We start from the raw sequence: 17,908 nt of genomic DNA, 5'->3' as shown, positions 1-17,908 counted from the left end.
TTCAATAACTTTACTTTTTCTTGAATAAGGCCCTCGTATTGAACTTTAAGCGTCTCAAAATCAAATAGTTGGGCTTCGTAAGATTTTATTTCAAGAGCAAGATTATCAACTTTATTTTGCTGACTTTCATATTGAATTTTTGCTTGATAGTACTCGGCTTGTTCACGCTCTAATTCGGTAAACTTCTTATTCAATAAATCGTACCAAATAGATTTCAGCGTAATTGTTTCAAGGTCTTTAACATCCTGAAACTCTTCGTTCATTCTGCGTTTTGTAGCTTCCAATCTTTGCTGTTCGATTCCTTGCACTCGCTTGGCTTCTTGCAGCTTTTGAGCAATTTGTTTTCTATTTTCGAACTTTTGGCTAGTTGTTAGTAATTCGGCATTGAGTGAATCTGGTATCATGTTTTTCGGTTTAATTAGGCCGTAAAACTGATACAAAAAACTGGTTTCTCAGAGTGGATTTAAGCCAAAGGAACGTTTTGAATGATATTCGGATAAAAAGAACGATGAATTTATTCACCCCTCCACATCCTGGTGCTTCCAAAGTTCTTGGAAAATTGGATTTGAGGTTTTCAAAGCCTCAAATGTACCTTCGGCAACAATTTTCCCCTGACTTAATACATACACATAATCGAAATAACGAAGTAAATGCAAACGATGAAGCGAAGAAATGACTGCTTTATCGGAGAAAGTTTCAAACAAACGCTCATAAATCAATGCTTCGGTTTTGGGGTCAACGCTGCTCGTTGGTTCGTCCATCAGCACCACTTCGCTGGTTTGAGCGGCCAAAATTCCACGAGCCAAAGCCAAACGTTGCTTTTGTCCACCCGAAAGATTTACGCCTTTTTCCTGAATACTCGATTCCAGTCCGTTTGGCAAATTTTTGGCCGTATCAGTAAAATAAGCTTCTTCACAAACCTTCCAAACATCGGCCTCCTCAAAAGGTAATCCGAGCGTAATATTATAGCGAATCGTATTCTCAAAAATCTCTGGTTCTTGCGGAAAAAGCGTCACAGTTTCGTTGAGCGTTGCCATCTGAAAGGGTTTTCCATCCACTTCAAAACTTAGGCCTGTTTCTGGCTCATAAAGTCCTCGTAATAAAGCCAATAGCGTACTTTTCCCACTACCACTTTCGCCAATAAAAGCAATTTTCTTCCCTCGTTGAATCTTTATCGAAATATCATGTAAACTTTGCGGAGCGTGGCCTTCATCATACGTATCTCGGTGCGAAAAGCTTAGATTATCAATCGTAATCGTTTGCCAGTTTTGTGGCAATGCAATCGTTGTTTCTGCTCGGTGATTTTTGGCATAATCTTCACCAATCGAGCGGGCCGTTTGCACATCGGTATTGTACTGCACAATTTCGGTATATTGCCAAGCCACATCATGAAAAACACTCGTAAACTGATTCACAAAGCCCAAAAGTGTAACCAAACCACCCACATAAAAAACCTTATTTGGCTCGTAGTTTTGATACACATAGCCCAGCGTAATGACCACGTAAGTGAAACCAACGAGCATTTCGGCCGTAAACCATTTCCATTCGTTTATTGCCACATTTTTGCGAAATGGCGGAAACAAATCTTTCACTTTTGCCATCAAACCTGATTCCATACTTTTCTCCAAACGCAGCGTAATGACAGTAATGATATTTGAAAGGCTATCGAAAAGCGTTGAGGAAATTGTATGTTCTTTTTCGTTTACTTCGTCGAGCGTTTTGATGAAAGGTTTATCGAATTGAAAAATTACCCAAATCGTAAAAATGCCAATCAAAATACCGATTCCGCCAAAAAGTGGCGAAAAATAAAGCATTGCACCGAAAGAAAAAACAAACTTTGAGAAAGCATGCAAAAACATAAATCCATTTTGAAAGAAGTTTTTAAGTGCCTCATAAGCCTTTCTAATGCGGTTAATAGTTGAGCCACTGTGATGGTCTTGGTGCCATTTTACGGGTAAATGAAGTGCCTGATGATACATTTCTTGCAAGAAATTTCTGCTCAAATTAAACGCCAGTTGACGCTCCATGATTCGAGCTGGGCCATGAAAAGCCCACTCTAAGAGTTTTAGCCCTAAATAACCCAAAGCATACCAAACCGTATATTTGATTGTATGCTGAAAATCATGCTGAATTTTATCAATAAACCACCCAAATAGAATCGGATTGAGAGAAAACACCACATTGGCCAAAGCAAAGAGGGCGTAAATAAGTAAATATCTTTTTCGCTCATGCTTGGCATATTTCCAAGCAGTTTTCAATAATGAGATATATGGATTTTTATAAATTTTCTGTTCCATCGTGGCAATTTAGACTCCTGTAATTAATTTTCAAGGCCACAATTTAGTCAATTTTAAGCTTGGGTTTGAATAAAGTATCAATTTTGAGCAATAAATCATTTGAAAGCCTACATACTTCCATATACTTTTGCAGCCTAGATTTTAACCCTCAATATGACAAACATTACTCGACAAACTTTTCTGAAACAATGCCTCGGAGTAGGCACTCTACTTACTTTTTCGCCCTATTTGGCTTGGGCTGATGATAATGATGATTTTTTTGTAAAAGTTGTACAAGCCAATAATCAAGAGGTTGATAAATTAATAAAGGTTTTAGAGCCAGAAATAACCGAAATTCGTCGTCGATTGGGTTTTGATTTTGCTAATCTTTCGGCGGCATTAGCCGAGCCAACTTCTCGTTTTTATCAGAAAGACGCCCTCGTGCCTTACATGACCAAAATCTTACGTTTTCTGATAAAATATCAAAAATCTGATGGTACGCTCGACCTCGGAAATTTGGCTTCTCCACCCGATACTGCGTTTATTTTAGAGCCAATCTGTGCAGCTGATGTAATTTTACGGAAGCTCTCCATGCCTTCGCTATCGGAAGTAAAAACACTTCTAAAAGATTTTATCTTGAAAGCTGGCGAAGCCATGCGTACGGGCGGTGTGCATACACCTAACCACCGCTGGGTGATTTCGGCCGCATTAGCCCGTATCAATGATCTATATCCAAATAAAAAATATGTCAATCGAATTGATGAATGGCTTTCGGAAAATATTTTTATAGATGCCGATGGTCATTATCTCGAACGAAGCATGATTTACGGGGAAGTGACCGATAATTGCCTAATTACGGTAGCTCGCTTACTAAAACGCCCAAAACTCTACGATTATGTGCGTAAAAATCTCCGCATGACTTATTTTTACATGGAGCCAAACGGCGAAATTGTCACAAACGATTCGAGACGACAAGACCAGTTTATTGGCATGAATGTGCTGCCGTTTTATTTGGATTATCGCCACATGGCTTTGCACGATAATAATGCTGAGTTTGCGGCCATCAGCAAGCAAATTGAGCAAACCAAAGGCTTTGATGAGAAAACAATGCCTGACTTGTTGGCATTTTTTACGGAAGACCCCGATTTACGCAAGCCATTGCCCAAACCTGCGATCTTGAACACAAATTTTGAGCAGTTTTTCAAGACAACCAACTTGGTCAGAATTCGTAGAAACGATACAACCATGACGATTTTTGGAGGAACAGATAAACCAACAATCATTGGTTCGGGACGCTCGACGAGTGCCAATTTCTTTACTTTCAGAAAAGGCGAAGCAATTTTGAAATACATGCGTTTTTCGACCGATTTCTTTAGTACGGGATATTTCAGAAGCGATGGATTGAAGAAAGAAGGCAATAAATATATACTCAGCCAGCGAATCGAAGCTCCTTATTATCAACCACTTCCGGCTAAATTCAAAAGAGCGGATGGCGATTATAAGCACAGCAAAAGCACCGATGGGCGTTTCTGGAATAAAATGGATTTTGAGAACAGACCGCAGAGCAATATCAAAAACATAGAAACCATTATAAGTGTAGAAGAAAAAAGTGGCGGTGCTGAGCTAAATTTTGCAGTAAAAGGTGCCGATGGCGTAAAAGTAACAATAGAATTTTGCTTCAAAGAAGGCGGAGAATTTATTGGGTTGAAAAAACTTGATGATGTAGATAATTATACACTCGAAAGCGGCACGGGTGAATATAAATTTGGTAAGGACAGCATCAAATTTGGAGAAGGCACTTTCAAACATTCAAGATTACGTGGACTCGAAGGCGAAATGTACACCTCACACTTCGGAAGCCTTCGCACCGAAGGAATGCACGTTTTCCTGACAGGCATTACGCCTTTTGAGCATAAAATTACATTGTCGTAGATATTATAAAGGTTCTATTTTTGATCGATTAATCATAAATAGTAGTAAAAATTAAATCGATAATGTTAGGGCTAACTACGCTCAAGCTAACAAGAGATTCGTAAAAGTTCATCTTATACAACTTTTATGAATCTCTTGTTTTTTATCAGACAAAAAAAGCAGTAATTCTCTATCTATGAGAAAATTACTGCTTGACCCCAAAAACTCCAAAAAACCACGACTCCGCGAAGTCGTGCTACTATTTATTAAAGATTTTTATAAAATTATTAATTAACCAATTTTCATCTGACTTTAACAACGAAGTCATGGTGTTATCGGCAAATACCGAAACTTTGCTTATGTCGTTGACTATTTTCAGGAATTCTTCCTTTTCGGCAGTATCAGGTTGAATACTCTCTTTAATATCCTGCATTGCCTCGATTAATGGTCCGATTTCTCGGCGTCGTCGCTCTTTTGCAATTTGCTTAGCAACTTTCCAAATATCCTTCTCTGCAATGAAATACTCCTTGCGTTCGCCAGGCAGTAATTGCTTATAAATCAAACCCCAATCCATCAAATCTCTAAGGTTCATATTTACATTCCCTCTTGAAATTTGTAAATCAGCCATGATTTCATCAGCATTCATAGACTTAGACGAAAGCAAAAGCAATGCGTGTATCTGTGCCATTGTGCGATTTATACCCCACTGCGTGGCCAGCGTACCCCATGTATGGATAAACTTATCTTTTGCTTCTTTTAATTCCATTAATGACATTTTTGTTTTTTAGACTTGATATATTATAAGCACGTAAGTGTATTAGTTCCCCAAAGTAAAATAACCTTTTTGAATTTTCAAAATATTCTGAAAGTTTTTTTTATTTTATCTTGTCGAATTTATTGAGTGGCAATATCCGATAACTCTCTGATTTATAGTATTTTACAAAACTTCCAATCCTCTGACTATACATTATTTGTATTGAAGGAATGAATCAATACAGAAGAAAACCTTTTAAAATATGATACAAAAACAAAAATTGTACCTAAAAATGAGCATTAAAATTGCGTAATTAAATAATTTACTAAAGTTTTATAATGACAAATTGGCTATCTTTTCTTTACTTCGTAGCAAAAAATCAACAAACCATGTTTTCTGTACAAACTTACACCGAGCGTCGTAACGCACTAAAAAAAGCAGTTGGAAGTGGCCTAATTTTGATAATGGGCAACGAAGAAGCTCCTATGAATTACCACGATAATACATACCGTTTTCGTCAGGATAGTAATTTCTTATATTTCTTTGGTATCAGTCATGCTGGCCTTGCAGCTATCATTGATGTAGATTCTGGCGAAGAAATCATCTTCGGTCATGAATTTACAATGGACGATATCATTTGGGTTGGACCACAGCCAACATTGGCAGAGCAAGCTCGCATGGTGGGAGTTTATCGTACAGAAGAGCCCTCAAAAATCGCCGATAAGCTTAATAAAGCTTCAATTGTTCATTTTACTCCACCATATCGCTACGATAACATGATTCGGATGAGCGAGTGGCTGAATATTCCGACTGCACAGCTCAAGGAAAAGGCTTCGGAGACCCTCATAAAGGCAATTGTTGGTTTGCGTTCTATCAAGTCCGCCGAAGAAATTGCCCAAATGGAAGATGCAGTAAACATTACGCGTACAATGCACATAACGGCCATGCAACTTACAGCTGCGGGCAAGAAAGAATATGAAATTGCAGCGGCTATTCATGCCAAGGCACGTGAAGGTGGCGGAGATTTGGCTTATCCGATTATTTTTTCGATAAATGGACAAACGCTTCACAATCATTATCACGGAAACACAATGACCGAAGGACGTTTGGCTATCAACGATTCGGGAGCTGAAAATACGATGTTTTATGCTGGTGATATTACTCGCACGATTCCAGTTAGCAAACGCTTTACCGAAAAACAAAAGGAAATCTATAATTTGGTTTTGAAAATGGAAACGGAGTCGATTGCGGCACTTCGACCAAATATTCAATACCGAGAAATCCACCTTTCGGCTAATAGAATTATGCTTGAAGGTATGAAAGATTTAGGCTTTTTGAGTGGTGATGTAGATGAAATGTTGGCTTTAGGCGTACAAGGACTTTTCATGCCACACGGTTTGGGGCATCAGATTGGCCTCGATGTGCATGATATGGAAGATTTAGGCGAAAAATACGTAGGCTATCGTGATGGTCTGGAACGAAGCACACAACTGGGACTTAAATCACTGCGTTTGGCAAAAGAACTCGAAGCGGGTTTTGTACTGACGGTTGAGCCAGGTATTTATTTTATTCCAGAATTGATTGATAAATGGAAGTCAGAGAATAAGTTTACGAATTTTGTGAATTATTCAAAATTGGATGCTTACAGAGATTTTGGCGGAGTCAGAATTGAAGATAATTGTTTGGTTACGGAAACGGGTAGCAGAACGCTCGGAAATCCAATTCCGAAAACTGTTGAGGAAGTTGAGGCTTTGAGAGGGTAGAGATAAATCTAACAGAGGCGAATAATTTTTGGGTAGAGCCGTTGTACGCAACGGCTCTACCCAAAAATTATTCAATGTGATACATTTATTTAAAAACCTCTTCTAAATTTAGTCGAATACCTAATTTTTCATCAAGAAGTTCGCCATTCATGAAGGTTTTGTAATCATGTTTTGCATGAAAAATATTTATCATCTTGAAGGTTGGAATCACTATCCAACATGATAAAACCCCCGCTCCAAAATAGATATCTAACTTATCTACTAAATCTTGGGTACTTTGTTTGGGTGAAACAATTTCAATAACACCCAGTGGAGCATTTTTTACTTGTATTTCATCTTCAAGCCAATCTGAGCTTTCTGGTGTAAAAAAACATAAATCAGGTGTCGCCTTACCTGTACTTAATTCAAGACTTAATTCAACAAAGGTATCATATTTTTTTTCATAGTCACGAGTCATCAAGAAAGATAATCTTGATTCTAATTTTGAGTGGTTTTTACTTGGCATAGGCTTTCCACGTTCGAGTAAATATTCGGCTTCTGCATCAATTTGCTCCGTAAATGCTGTCATAATGCTTCATTTGTTTTTTACAAATATATTAATTTTTTACTTAAACTATTCTTTCTTCTACTTATCTCTTGTTTATTTATCTTCTTTTTCCGCACCAATTTGGTCGAAAGCCAGCTCTTGGCTAATCACACTTTTTTCGGCAGCTTCGGGGCTACCAAAGTCTCGTAATGAAAATTCTTCGTTCATTTGTGTTCCCAACACCATACCCCAAGGTTTAAGGTCTTGGATTCTATCAAAAATAATCTTTAGAATTGCCACAAACGGAATAGATAAAAACATGCCTGAAATTCCCCACAAAGCTCCTCCCAACAATACTACTATAATAGAAAAAAAGGCATTTACCTCTACTTTTGAAGAAACCACTTTCGGCACTATTAAATTATTATCTAAAAGTTGAATAACAGTATAAGCAATGATGATATACAATGTGGTAGAATAACCACCATCACCAGTTACGATCGACATAACAACTGGCATCGCAATAGCAATTAAACCACCGATGTAAGGAACAATATTAAAAATTGCACCAACCACACCCATCAATATGGCATATTCTACGCCCAAAATAAGCAATGTAGCAGAATTTAAACCCGCTACAATGAGCATTTCTACCAATAAGCCTTGTATGTAACACTGAATAGCTGATTTTGTCTCCGTTAGTACTTCCGAAACTTTCGCTTCGTGTTCTGTATCGAAAACTTCATAGAAAAAGTTAATAAATAATGGTTTGTAGTACAAAAGCAAGTACACATAAATTGGAATAAGCACCACAATTCCTACAATCCCAGCAATTGTTGAAACAGTTTGGCCAATATATGCCTTACTACTCTCTAATGCCTCTGAAATCATTTTCATTTGTTTATTCAGTGAAATATTACAACAACTTTTTACCCAAAGTTGTACATCAAGCAAAACCCGACTGCCCTTTTCTTTGAATTCTGGAGTAAACTCACTAAAACTACTCATCTGATTGGCTAAAAATGCAATCAGTCCACCAAAAACAATAAAGGCTAAAAGAATAGCAATAATAATTGAAACTTCCCGCTTCACTTTAAGTTGATTGAGTTTATTGACCAAAGGATTTAAAAGAATTGCTAGCAGACCCGAATAACAAACTGGAACTAATATATCTTTTACATTATAAAGTATATAAAACACCAAATACATACCCAGTAAAACCATTGGTGCTTTGATATAAAACGGAAAACTACTCTTTGGTGAGTTCACATAAGATTTTGGCGTGGATTGAATGCCCATTGGTTTTTGTGTTAATGCTTTTAGTAGACGTAGCATAGTGATAAATATTTTGCTTGGATAAAAACAAAAAAGAATATCCTGCAAAACAGGATATTCTTTAATCTAAATAATCGTGCCAGTACCTGCAAACTCAATCTACCCAATCGGCAATGAAAAGATTGGTATCACGAGTGCCGCCATTATTACGGTTTGAACTGAAAATTAGCTTTTTACCATCATAACTAAACATCGGAAACGCATTGAAATTACTTTCAGTTGTTATTTTCTGGAGGTTTGTTCCATCAATATCTATCATATATAATTGAAAATCATAGCCTCGCTGCGAATGATGATTCGAGGCAAAAATGATTTTATCGCCTTTTGGTGTGAAATATGGTGCCCAGTTGGCTTTTCCCAGTTTAGTGATTTGCTTTAAATCCGAACCATCAACATTACAAGTAAAAATCTCCATATTGGTAGGGGCCACCAAGTTTTTCTTTAGGTTTTCTTTGTACTCCGTGCGTTCTTCTTCGCTTGAAAAACGTGATGCACGGAAAACCAATTTCTTGCTATCGGGCGAGAAAAATGCACCGCCATCGTAGCCCAATTCGTTTGTGATTTGCTTTACATTTTTACCATCAATATCCATGATGTATAAGTCCAAATCACCATTGCGAGTGCTGGTAAAAACAATCTTTTTTCCATCGGGCGAAACCGTCGCTTCGGCGTCGTAGCCAGGTGTGTTTGTCAAACGTCTTTTTACCTTTCCTTTTAAATCGGCCACGTAGATATCAAAACTGTCATAAATTGCCCAAAGATATTTTTTACCCATATCAGGCACAGGCGGACAGGCGTGTCCATCGCCTTCGTGCGTGCTGCCGTATAAAATTTCTTTGCCATTTGGCATAAAGAAACTACAAGTCGTACGGCCAAAACTCGTACTGATAAAATCAGGTCGAACTTTTGGGTCTTTCAAGCCTTTCTCGACATCCATATAGAAAATTTGGTCGCATGAAAGTCCCCAAGCTGGGTTGTCTGATTGAAAACTAATATACTTGCTATCTCGGCTGAAATATGCTTCGGCATTATTACCACCGAAAGTAAGTTGACGAACATTTTTGAGGTGTTTTTCGTCGGGTGCTTGTGCAAAAGTCAGTGAAAAATTAACGGTAATCAGTGTGCAAATAATAAGAATGTATTTCATATGATGGAAAGATTAAAATATTGAGTTTATTCGTTTCTAAACAAAATGGGATTTTGCTTAGCAAAGGTATGACAGAATAAGTTTTTTAGGAAAAATAATTGATAATCAAGGTGAAAACATCAAAATATATCACAAAATCTCTAAAAAAGTGACATTAAAAGGCTTAATTTTGCAGAAAACCTGAACGCCCTTTTCGATATGCAAAGACTTTTACTCTTCATCACATTTACATTAGTTTTTACCCAAAATTTTGCCCAAGACCAACAACCCTTAATTGTACATCCGACTACCGAACAAATTAAACTTGACGGAGTTTTGGATGAAAACGTTTGGAAAAGTTCTGAAAAATTTCCTGAGTTTTGGCAGCTTTTTCCGAAAGATAGTGTGAAAGCCATTTATCAATCAGATGTTTTTTTGACATACGATGATAAGAATATTTATATCGGTGCAAAAATGTATACGAAGGGAAATAAGTACGTAACACCTTCATTCAGACGTGATTTTCGGGCGGGTGGAAATGATAATATCACTTTTTTGTTCGATACCTTCAATGATAAAACCAATAGCTTTTTATTTGGTATAAATCCTTACGGAGTTGTGCGTGAGGCTTTAATTTATAATGGCGGAACTGCCAATGAGTATTTCAATATTTATTGGGATAATAAGTGGAATGGGGTTTCGAAGATATATGATAACTATTGGACTTGCGAAATTGCGATTCCGTTTTCTACGCTGCGTTTTAAGGAAGGAAGTGCTAATTGGAATTTTAAAATTTATCGATTTGATACGCAAGCAAATGAACAAACAACGCTGACGAAAATGACCCAAAATCAGATAATTATGAATTTGGGTTATTCGATGCCGATTGTTTTTGAAAAACCGCTGAAGAAAACAGGTGCCAATATTTCAATCATTCCGTATTTATCAGCAAGCACCACTCGTGATTTTGAGAATCCTGCCAATCCTGCCAATGGTAATAGATTAAATTTCGGAGGTGATGCAAAAATCGGAATTACGTCGGGTCTGAACTTAGATTTGACCGCAAATCCTGACTTTTCAAATGTAGAAGCCGACCGACAGGTAGTAAATTTGACTCGTTTCGATGTCAATTTTCCCGAACAACGACAGTTTTTTCTTGAAAACTCTGACCTCTTTACTGGTTTTGGAAGTTTTAATACGAATCCGTTTGTGCCACCATCGGGAACGCTTGGCACTTCGGCTGGAAATCAATTGGTTAGTCCGTTTTTTACTCGTCAGATTGGTATCAGTCTTGATACAGCAACGGGTACAAATGTACAGAACAGAATCTTATACGGTGCCAGATTAAGTGGAAAAATTGACGATAATTGGCGGGTTGGTTTACTAAATACCCAAACGGCAGCCGATGATTTTAAAGGTACACCAAGCATGAACTACTCGGTAGGAGCTTTGCAAAGAAAGGTTTTCGGACGCTCGAATATTGCGGCAATATTTGTCAATAAACAAGTGTTGGGTAAAGAACGTGAAGACATGAATGCGTATAATCGTGTGGCGGGTTTGGAGTATAATTTAGCCTCAAAAAATAATCAGTGGACGGGCAAAGCATATTACCATCAAGTATTTAGTCCGACTGATATTAATGAAAAATTTGCTCATGGACTTGCTCTAGAATACAGTATTAGAAAACTGATTGCGAAGTGGTCGCATGACTGGGTAGGGAAAGGCTTCGATGCCGAAGTTGGTTTTGTGCCTCGCAAAAACTTTTTTCGTATCAATCCTACCATTGGGTTTAATTATTTCCCCAATTCTCGCATCTTCAATCGGGTTAGTTACGGGGTGGCCTATGACCAATACAGCCAGCCAGGTTTAGGAGTTACCGACCGTCAGGCTGGTCCATTTGTGCGTTTAGGTTTTCAGAATACGGCCAATATCTTAATGACATTCAACCAAAATTTCACTTATTTATTCAGTGATTTTGATGCTTTGCGTAGTAATCGAAAGTTGCCATCGCTCAAACGAGGTTCGACCTATACTTATTATAATTTTTCTGCCACAGTTGTTACCGACCAACGCCAAAAACTTGCATTATTCTTTCAGCCACTCATTGGGCAGTATTTTGATGGCAGTATCGTGAGTTTGGTCGGAAATGCTTCTTATCGTTTTCAGCCTTACGGCTTTTTCTCGGTCAATTTTAGCTATAACGATATTCGTCTTTCAACTGGCAAAAACAGGGTTTATTTGGTGGGTCCAAAACTTGATTTAACATTTACAAAAAGTTTATTCTGGACAACCTATGTGCAGTACAATAGCCAATTTAAGAACGTAAACGTCAATTCTCGTCTGCAATGGCGTTTTGCTCCTGTGTCTGATTTCTTCTTGGTTTATACTGACAATTATAACTCAGAGACTTGGATGCCTAAAAACCGTGCAATTTTGGCCAAAGTGACCTACTGGTTGAATCTTTGATGAGGAGCGATGGTATAAAAAATATTTTCATTAAAAGGGAGCGTTTGGAACGCCCCCTTTTAAAATGATTTTTCAATATTCTTTTTCTTATTCCAAGGTGCGGTGGTTTGGCGAGACATATCATATAGAAAATAGATAACTATCGCCAAAAATATTAAGAAGATGATTCGGAATAAACTACGATTACTGTTTGAATTATTCTGCGACATAAAACTAAATTTTTCTAAACTCTTACATAACTACAATTATTACAAAAGAGTTTTTTTTCAAATCAAGAATGAGTAATATTTTGAGGTGAGAAGTAACCCGCAAATTTTGCCATTTTACTTGAGACCTCAGCCCATTTTAAATCTTCAAACTCCAATACAACAACCCCAGCTTTATCCATCGATCCACCGATATCGGCACGAGTGAGATATTCAGAAAAAAAAGTAACATCTGGATTATGCCCAAAAATAGCCACTACACTCGCCGATTCATCTAATTGATTGACGGCCGATAAATAGCTGCGGGGCCCTCCACCATAAATGGCATCATCAATTATAATTTCGTCGGCATCATAATGTAATTGTTCGGCAAAAATCTTAGCGGTTGCTTTGGCACGCTCGGCAGCACTACTCACAATTAGGTCAAATTTAATGCCTTTTGAAGCTAAAAATTTCCCCATACGTGCAGATTCAATGATGCCCGCAGAGGTCAATTCACGGTCAAAATCACGAAACATCGGAGAGTTGCCTCCATCCTCAGCAGTTGCATGTCGAATTATGTAAAGGGTTTTATTCATATTTCCGTTGGTTTTGGCACGAATATACAAGCATTATAGAAAATAAACTTAATTTTTGCTGAAATTTTATTGATTGAAAAGATAACGGCATTTCAATAAACAGCTGGTTTTGGGTCGGTAAAATCTATCATTCCATACGTCATGTCTTTTCTAATTATAATTGGTAAGTTATGCCAAGACCTTCTTCATCACCACTGCCGACGACGGGCAAGTAGATACAAACTGTCGACAATTCTGGATTTCGCTGGCTACATTTTCACGCTCGACAAACTGATACTGACATTTTTTTTCAAAAAAATCTTTTGCAGTTAGGGTTAGCAAAAACATTTCGTTGATCTTATTTTTTTTGGCATATTCTTCTAAATACTTGACAATCAGACACCCATATCCGTTGCCTTTTTCTGTTTCAAGTACCCCTACCGACCGCAAAAGGCCAATATAACCATATTGCTCGAGGCCGGCTGTAGCTATTATTTTTCCATCTGATTCTAATGAAAACAAAACCACTTGATTGTCAATATCGTTGGTTGGGAGCCTCTGCGATTCGAGTAAGGCAAAAGCTTCACTTTCTTTTTCTGCCGATATTTTTTTAAATGTAATATTCATAATATTGATAATTTGCGTAAAAAACCAAAAATAAGTCATTTTCCAAAAGCCATTAAGTAGGCTAATATAATCGACAATATTCTTATGTATAAGCTATTAAGATTTCGTGTTTTACAAAACTGTGCACCACTCAATGCTCCAACATCATACTTTAACAATAATGCAAAAAAAGTTTTCATTGACCAAAAGGAATAATATAAACTTTATATTTGTTGTCTCAAAAAACTCAAAAACAGAATAAAACACAATTAAACTAAGGTATGCTCATTTATAATCCCAAAGACTGGTGGAAACTCATTTTTTATTTCCATAAAACCGATACATTCCGCAAACTTTTACCTGCCATGATTGGTGTAATGGTCTATACCTTCTTCATATCTTACCTCGAAAATGAAGTATTTCACTTCATGCCGATCAAAAATCCGCTGGCCATACATTCTTTAGTGGGTTTTGTACTTTCGCTCTTATTGGTTTTTCGAACAAACAGCTCATACGACCGATGGTGGGAAGGACGCAAAATTTGGGGTAGTTTCACGAATAATTGTCGAAATTTAGCGTTAAAGCTAAGTGTTATTTTGCCAGAGAACCACGAAAGTAAAGAAGTTTTCAGAATCTTGATTGGCAATTATATTCATGCCGTAAAAGATCACCTAAGAGGTATTGCAACCACAAAACATTTAGAGTATGTAAGCAACTATAATGAGGCTTTTTACGTAAATTATAAACACATCCCAAACCGTATTGGTCAAGCAATTTTTTTGGAAGTAAATCGACTTAATAAACTTGGGCTAATTAGTGCCGAACAAATGTTGATACTAAATAATGAACTTGTATCATTTGCGGATAACCTTGGGGCTTGTGAACGAATCAGGAATACACCAATTCCATCGTCGTATAATATTTTTATAAAAAAAATGATATTTTTGTATGTTTTCACTATGCCATTAGGCTTTGTGTTGGAGTTTAAATATTGGGCCGCTCCGATCGTAACGCTGGTTTTTTATGCTTTTGCCGGCATCGAAATGATTGCTGAAGAAATAGAAGACCCATTCGGAACCGATAATAACGATTTACAACTTGACTCAATCGTAAGAAATGTAAAAGGAAATTTAATTGAAATTTTTAATAACTAGGCTATCCTTCCAGCAAAACACTTCGAAACATTTTTCGCAACCTATTGTTTAGAATTTACGTCATATAATCAACAAATAACCATCAATATATGAAAACCAAGCTGAATAAGTATTTTGTATTATTATTAGTAATTGGGGCTTTTTCTTGTAAAAAAGATACCGTTGAGCCTGCAAATACTAACCCAACAAGTTTGAGCCCGAATGCTCCTGCTAATAGTTGGGTCTACGACCAAATGAAAGAATGGTATTTATGGTCGGATAAAATGCCTGCCAAAGATAAAACTGACTTATCATTGATTACAGGTAAAGACGGCGAAGCCGATACCAAAGCTCATTATTTCTATTCACTCCTAAACGACTATCCAAATACAGACCGTTTTTCGTGGATTCGTGAAAATATAGCTGATCTGACCGCTTCGTTAAGTGGAATTAGTACCTCGTTTGGATTCTCTCGTACGGCTGTCTTTTTGGATAATACTCAGACAAACGTTGTATTTTTTGTGTCTAATGTAATCTTGGGTAGTCCTGCCGAAAAAGCTGGCTTGAAGCGTGGCGATATCATTTTGACAATCAATGGCACTCAAATCAACAATTCGAATTTCAGTTCACTAATTGCCAACAACGAAACTGCTACATTCGGTTTAGGCGAATTTAAGAACGGAACTTACGTGCTTTCTGGCAAGACCATCACGGCTACCAAAGCAGTTGTACAAAATAACCCGATACAATTCACAAAAATCATCGAAAAAGGTAATAAAAAAATTGGGTATTTAGTATACACACAATTTTTAGAAACCTATGATGAGCAATTGAAGCAAGTTTTTGGTCAGTTTAAGAATGCTGGAGTAAACGAATTGATTTTAGATTTACGCTCAAATGGCGGCGGAAGAATTTCATCGGCAGATTTGATTGCGTCGTTGGTGGTAAAAAATCTAAATACTAACAATATAATTCACCAGGACGAATGGAATGCGACAATCAAAGCTAAATATCCGTCGGTTGCCACACCAACAAAATTTAGCAATCAACCAAATAACTTGAATTTGAATCGTTTAGTTGTGCTTACATCAAACGGTACTGCCTCGGCAAGTGAATTAGTGATCAACAGTTTACGCCCATACATGGATGTAATCATTGTAGGACAAAATACTGCTGGTAAAAACGTAGGTTCGATTACAATAAAGGACGAAGCAACCCCTGTTCGTTGGAAATGGGGAATGCAACCAATTGTACTACGTACTGTAAACTCAAAAGGTGAGTCGAATTATGGCACAAAATCAGGTTTTACACCCGACTTTGTGGTATCGGATAATGTATATCCCTTTAAGCCATGGGGCGATGAAAGCGAAACTTTGCTAAAAAAAGCATTAGAGGTAATTACGGGGGTAGTTGTACCGGCTGAGGCATCGACTAGTCGTTCGTACAGAACCGTTGAAAAATCAGCAATTTTAGAAGAATATATTTCTGATAATCCTGCCGATAACCGAAAAGAAATGTTTACTACGATTCCAGTAAAATAAAACTTGAAGGTTATCAAAAAAGCCCTCAATGAAATCATTGAGGGCTTTTTTATTACTGAACTGCACTTTTTTACTTCACTTCGAAAGTACCGCGTCCAATACTGAAACCTTCAGAGTAAAGTTCAATATTATATTTACCTTTGGCGTAGTTGGCACCACGAGAATAAATAAAATCAACATTTTGGCCTGTGTTATCGTACATTACAGCTTGTTTGGCAGTGTAAACCATTTCTTTACCACCATAAGTAAATGCACCTGAGCCAGTTGCCATATCCGAAATAACATTACCTTGAGGGTCAAGCATACGCATATAAATCACCTTATTTTCTCTCTTTGTCAATGGATTTTCTACCAATTTGAAAGATATCTTTACTTTTTCTACACGTTTTGCTTTGTACTCGCCACCTTCACGCTCTTTACCACGAGAGTTAATGGCATTTACCGAAACATTCATTGCTTTCAAAGCAGCGGCAAGCGTTACTTTTTCTGCTAATTCTTTGTTCTTCACGGTTGTTGCATAAACAGAGTCCGCAAGGGCTTGTTTATCCGACTTCAAGGTCGAAACGTCAGTTTTCAAATTCGTGTTTTCAGTACCCAATGTTTTCACTTCTGTGGTCAACTGGGCATTTTCTTCTCTTAGTTTTGCAATCTCTACGTCTTTCGCCGTTAAAGCTGCTTCGTAACCTTTGATTTTGCTTTCAAAATCTCGAATAGATACGTTTTTAGAATTTACTAAATTTTTCTTATCTTGTTCGAGCTGAGCTTTCAAAGCTTCGAGGTCGGCCACTTGTCCGCCTAGCGATGTCACTTCGGCAATTTTCTTGTCTAATTCCGCTGAAATCGAATCGAGTTTAGTATTTGTCAATAATAACTCTTTTGTTTTCGACGAAATATCAACGTTTTTAGCCTCAATATCCTGACGAGCATTAAAGTATAGAAATCCAAAAAGAGCGGCCAATGCACAAGCCAAAACGAGGCCTGCCGTCATGGCTGTATTACTTTTTCTTTCTTGCATGTTTTCCATAGAAATCGAATGTTAAGTATTTAGAGTTACAGGTTTATTAACGGCAAAGTTATATTTTTATTGAAACTATTTATATTTTAGAGACAAAATTTGTTGTTTTTTTCACCAAACGGCAATGGAATCTGTATTTTGCGAATAATTAGTCAGATTATTCGCTTTTAATTCTCAAAGTAAAGTATTTATGGCACTCATCACCAAGAAAAAGATACCTTTCAAAATATCGCCACGCCTTAGAAAATATCTCACAAAATATGGTCGTGAAAAAGAATTGCCTATTAAATACACCGATTTATTGCGTTTCGATAATGCCTTTCCGCTTTATGACAAAAAAGGGAAAGACACGCTTTGGGAAACAGTGATGTACCCACAAAACGACCTCGAAGAAATCTACGAAGCACTAAAAATAATCTATGCCGATTTAAAAACCGATGGCGATGCGGCTGTAATTAAGCACTTGGTCGTTGACCGTGTAGATACTTGTACGTATGCCAATACAAAGCCATTCAGAATCCGAATCGTGAATAAAATCAATGATAACCATGACTATTTCTATATAAAATTGGCCGATGCCTCTCGAATTTATGGTCTCGAATTAGAACATTTACTTTCGCCAAATGTGATGGGTTATTGTACGCACGAAGATACACTCGTTGAAGAACACATCGCTGGTATTCCTGCCGACCA

The 17,908-nt window shown here is 37.3% G+C and carries 14 protein-coding genes and 1 pseudogene; 6 read left to right on the top strand and 9 right to left on the bottom strand.

The features are described 5' to 3' along the window. Both ACOVO2_RS19235 and ACOVO2_RS19230 read right to left on the bottom strand, forming a co-directional pair. A partial coding sequence (locus ACOVO2_RS19235) for a hypothetical protein (RefSeq protein ID WP_421771534.1) occupies positions 1-404 on the bottom strand: 404 nt, incomplete at its 3' end. 114 nt (positions 405-518) lie between these two features. Next, on the bottom strand, positions 519-2,297 hold the full coding sequence (locus tag ACOVO2_RS19230; protein ID WP_421771533.1) for an ABC transporter ATP-binding protein: 1,779 nt from the start codon (positions 2,295-2,297) through the stop codon (positions 519-521). A gap of 153 nt (positions 2,298-2,450) precedes the next feature. Between ACOVO2_RS19230 and ACOVO2_RS19225 the strand changes: the two genes are divergently transcribed. Next, positions 2,451-4,208 (top strand): hypothetical protein, encoded by a 1,758-nt coding sequence (locus tag ACOVO2_RS19225; protein ID WP_421771532.1) that lies wholly within the window; start codon positions 2,451-2,453, stop codon positions 4,206-4,208. Positions 4,209-4,446: 238 nt separating this feature from the next. Here the strand turns inward: ACOVO2_RS19225 and ACOVO2_RS19220 are convergent, their stop codons facing one another. Then, on the bottom strand, positions 4,447-4,953 hold the full coding sequence (locus tag ACOVO2_RS19220; RefSeq protein ID WP_421771531.1) for a GbsR/MarR family transcriptional regulator: 507 nt from the start codon (positions 4,951-4,953) through the stop codon (positions 4,447-4,449). 377 nt (positions 4,954-5,330) lie between these two features. Here ACOVO2_RS19220 and ACOVO2_RS19215 point away from each other — a divergent pair, with 377 nt between their 5' ends. Further along, positions 5,331-6,704, top strand: coding sequence for an aminopeptidase P family protein (locus ACOVO2_RS19215; protein WP_421771530.1), 1,374 nt, complete (start codon positions 5,331-5,333; stop codon positions 6,702-6,704). 85 nt (positions 6,705-6,789) lie between these two features. Here ACOVO2_RS19215 and ACOVO2_RS19210 read toward each other — a convergent pair whose 3' ends face one another. The 3 genes from ACOVO2_RS19210 to ACOVO2_RS19200 all read right to left on the bottom strand — a co-directional run bounded on the left by ACOVO2_RS19210 (position 6,790) and on the right by ACOVO2_RS19200 (position 9,712). Beyond that, entirely contained in the window at positions 6,790-7,272 is a 483-nt protein-coding gene (locus ACOVO2_RS19210; protein ID WP_421771529.1) for a Uma2 family endonuclease, read from the bottom strand. A 72-nt stretch (positions 7,273-7,344) separates the two neighbouring features. Then, complete coding sequence (locus tag ACOVO2_RS19205) at positions 7,345-8,565, bottom strand: AI-2E family transporter (protein ID WP_421771528.1); 1,221 nt, start codon at positions 8,563-8,565, stop codon at positions 7,345-7,347. Between the two features lie 94 nt (positions 8,566-8,659). Next, a complete protein-coding gene (locus ACOVO2_RS19200; RefSeq protein ID WP_421771527.1) occupies positions 8,660-9,712 on the bottom strand; it encodes a TolB family protein in 1,053 nt (350 codons plus the stop codon). 198 nt (positions 9,713-9,910) lie between these two features. Here ACOVO2_RS19200 and ACOVO2_RS19195 point away from each other — a divergent pair, with 198 nt between their 5' ends. Continuing rightward, positions 9,911-12,157, top strand: a complete 2,247-nt coding sequence (locus ACOVO2_RS19195) for a DUF5916 domain-containing protein (protein WP_421771526.1) — start codon at positions 9,911-9,913, stop codon at positions 12,155-12,157. Positions 12,158-12,428: 271 nt separating this feature from the next. Here the strand turns inward: ACOVO2_RS19195 and ACOVO2_RS19190 are convergent, their stop codons facing one another. Beyond that, the gene (locus tag ACOVO2_RS19190; protein WP_421771525.1) at positions 12,429-12,941 is read right to left on the bottom strand and encodes a SixA phosphatase family protein; all 513 of its coding nucleotides are present in this window, start codon (positions 12,939-12,941) and stop codon (positions 12,429-12,431) included. A gap of 168 nt (positions 12,942-13,109) precedes the next feature. Beyond that, positions 13,110-13,547: a GNAT family N-acetyltransferase gene (locus ACOVO2_RS19185; protein WP_421771524.1), complete on the bottom strand. Its 438-nt coding sequence runs from the start codon at positions 13,545-13,547 to the stop codon at positions 13,110-13,112. Between the two features lie 260 nt (positions 13,548-13,807). Here ACOVO2_RS19185 and ACOVO2_RS19180 point away from each other — a divergent pair, with 260 nt between their 5' ends. Both ACOVO2_RS19180 and ACOVO2_RS19175 read left to right on the top strand, forming a co-directional pair. Then, a complete protein-coding gene (locus ACOVO2_RS19180; protein WP_421771523.1) occupies positions 13,808-14,680 on the top strand; it encodes a bestrophin family protein in 873 nt (290 codons plus the stop codon). Positions 14,681-14,769: 89 nt separating this feature from the next. Next, positions 14,770-16,200 carry a S41 family peptidase gene (locus ACOVO2_RS19175; protein ID WP_421771522.1) on the top strand — a complete coding sequence of 477 codons (1,431 nt, stop codon included), beginning with the start codon at positions 14,770-14,772 and terminating at the stop codon, positions 16,198-16,200. 70 nt (positions 16,201-16,270) lie between these two features. Here ACOVO2_RS19175 and ACOVO2_RS19170 read toward each other — a convergent pair whose 3' ends face one another. Beyond that, the gene (locus ACOVO2_RS19170) at positions 16,271-17,215 is read right to left on the bottom strand and encodes a hypothetical protein (RefSeq protein WP_421771521.1); all 945 of its coding nucleotides are present in this window, start codon (positions 17,213-17,215) and stop codon (positions 16,271-16,273) included. A 190-nt stretch (positions 17,216-17,405) separates the two neighbouring features. Between ACOVO2_RS19170 and ACOVO2_RS19165 the strand changes: the two are divergent. Next, positions 17,406-17,908 (top strand): annotated as a pseudogene (locus ACOVO2_RS19165) (hypothetical protein); the annotation flags it as partial.

It is taken from the genome of Emticicia sp., from assembly GCF_049241225.1.
Lineage (GTDB): Bacteria > Bacteroidota > Bacteroidia > Cytophagales > Spirosomataceae > Emticicia.
The sequence above is the reverse complement of the archived record's forward strand: the minus strand, read 5'-3'. Positions and strand labels throughout refer to the sequence as shown.

Excerpts from the sequence above, each read along its gene's own strand:
- ACOVO2_RS19230 (WP_421771533.1), bottom strand. The coding sequence starts at position 2,297 with ATGGAACAGAAAATTTATAAAAATCCATATATCTCATTATTGAAAACT.
- ACOVO2_RS19225 (WP_421771532.1), top strand. The coding sequence starts at position 2,451 with ATGACAAACATTACTCGACAAACTTTTCTGAAACAATGCCTCGGAGTA.
- ACOVO2_RS19220 (WP_421771531.1), bottom strand. The coding sequence starts at position 4,953 with ATGGAATTAAAAGAAGCAAAAGATAAGTTTATCCATACATGGGGTACG.
- ACOVO2_RS19215 (WP_421771530.1), top strand. The coding sequence starts at position 5,331 with ATGTTTTCTGTACAAACTTACACCGAGCGTCGTAACGCACTAAAAAAA.
- ACOVO2_RS19210 (WP_421771529.1), bottom strand. The coding sequence starts at position 7,272 with ATGACAGCATTTACGGAGCAAATTGATGCAGAAGCCGAATATTTACTC.
- ACOVO2_RS19205 (WP_421771528.1), bottom strand. The coding sequence starts at position 8,565 with ATGCTACGTCTACTAAAAGCATTAACACAAAAACCAATGGGCATTCAA.
- ACOVO2_RS19200 (WP_421771527.1), bottom strand. The coding sequence starts at position 9,712 with ATGAAATACATTCTTATTATTTGCACACTGATTACCGTTAATTTTTCA.
- ACOVO2_RS19195 (WP_421771526.1), top strand. The coding sequence starts at position 9,911 with ATGCAAAGACTTTTACTCTTCATCACATTTACATTAGTTTTTACCCAA.
- ACOVO2_RS19190 (WP_421771525.1), bottom strand. The coding sequence starts at position 12,941 with ATGAATAAAACCCTTTACATAATTCGACATGCAACTGCTGAGGATGGA.
- ACOVO2_RS19185 (WP_421771524.1), bottom strand. The coding sequence starts at position 13,547 with ATGAATATTACATTTAAAAAAATATCGGCAGAAAAAGAAAGTGAAGCT.
- ACOVO2_RS19180 (WP_421771523.1), top strand. The coding sequence starts at position 13,808 with ATGCTCATTTATAATCCCAAAGACTGGTGGAAACTCATTTTTTATTTC.
- ACOVO2_RS19175 (WP_421771522.1), top strand. The coding sequence starts at position 14,770 with ATGAAAACCAAGCTGAATAAGTATTTTGTATTATTATTAGTAATTGGG.
- ACOVO2_RS19170 (WP_421771521.1), bottom strand. The coding sequence starts at position 17,215 with ATGCAAGAAAGAAAAAGTAATACAGCCATGACGGCAGGCCTCGTTTTG.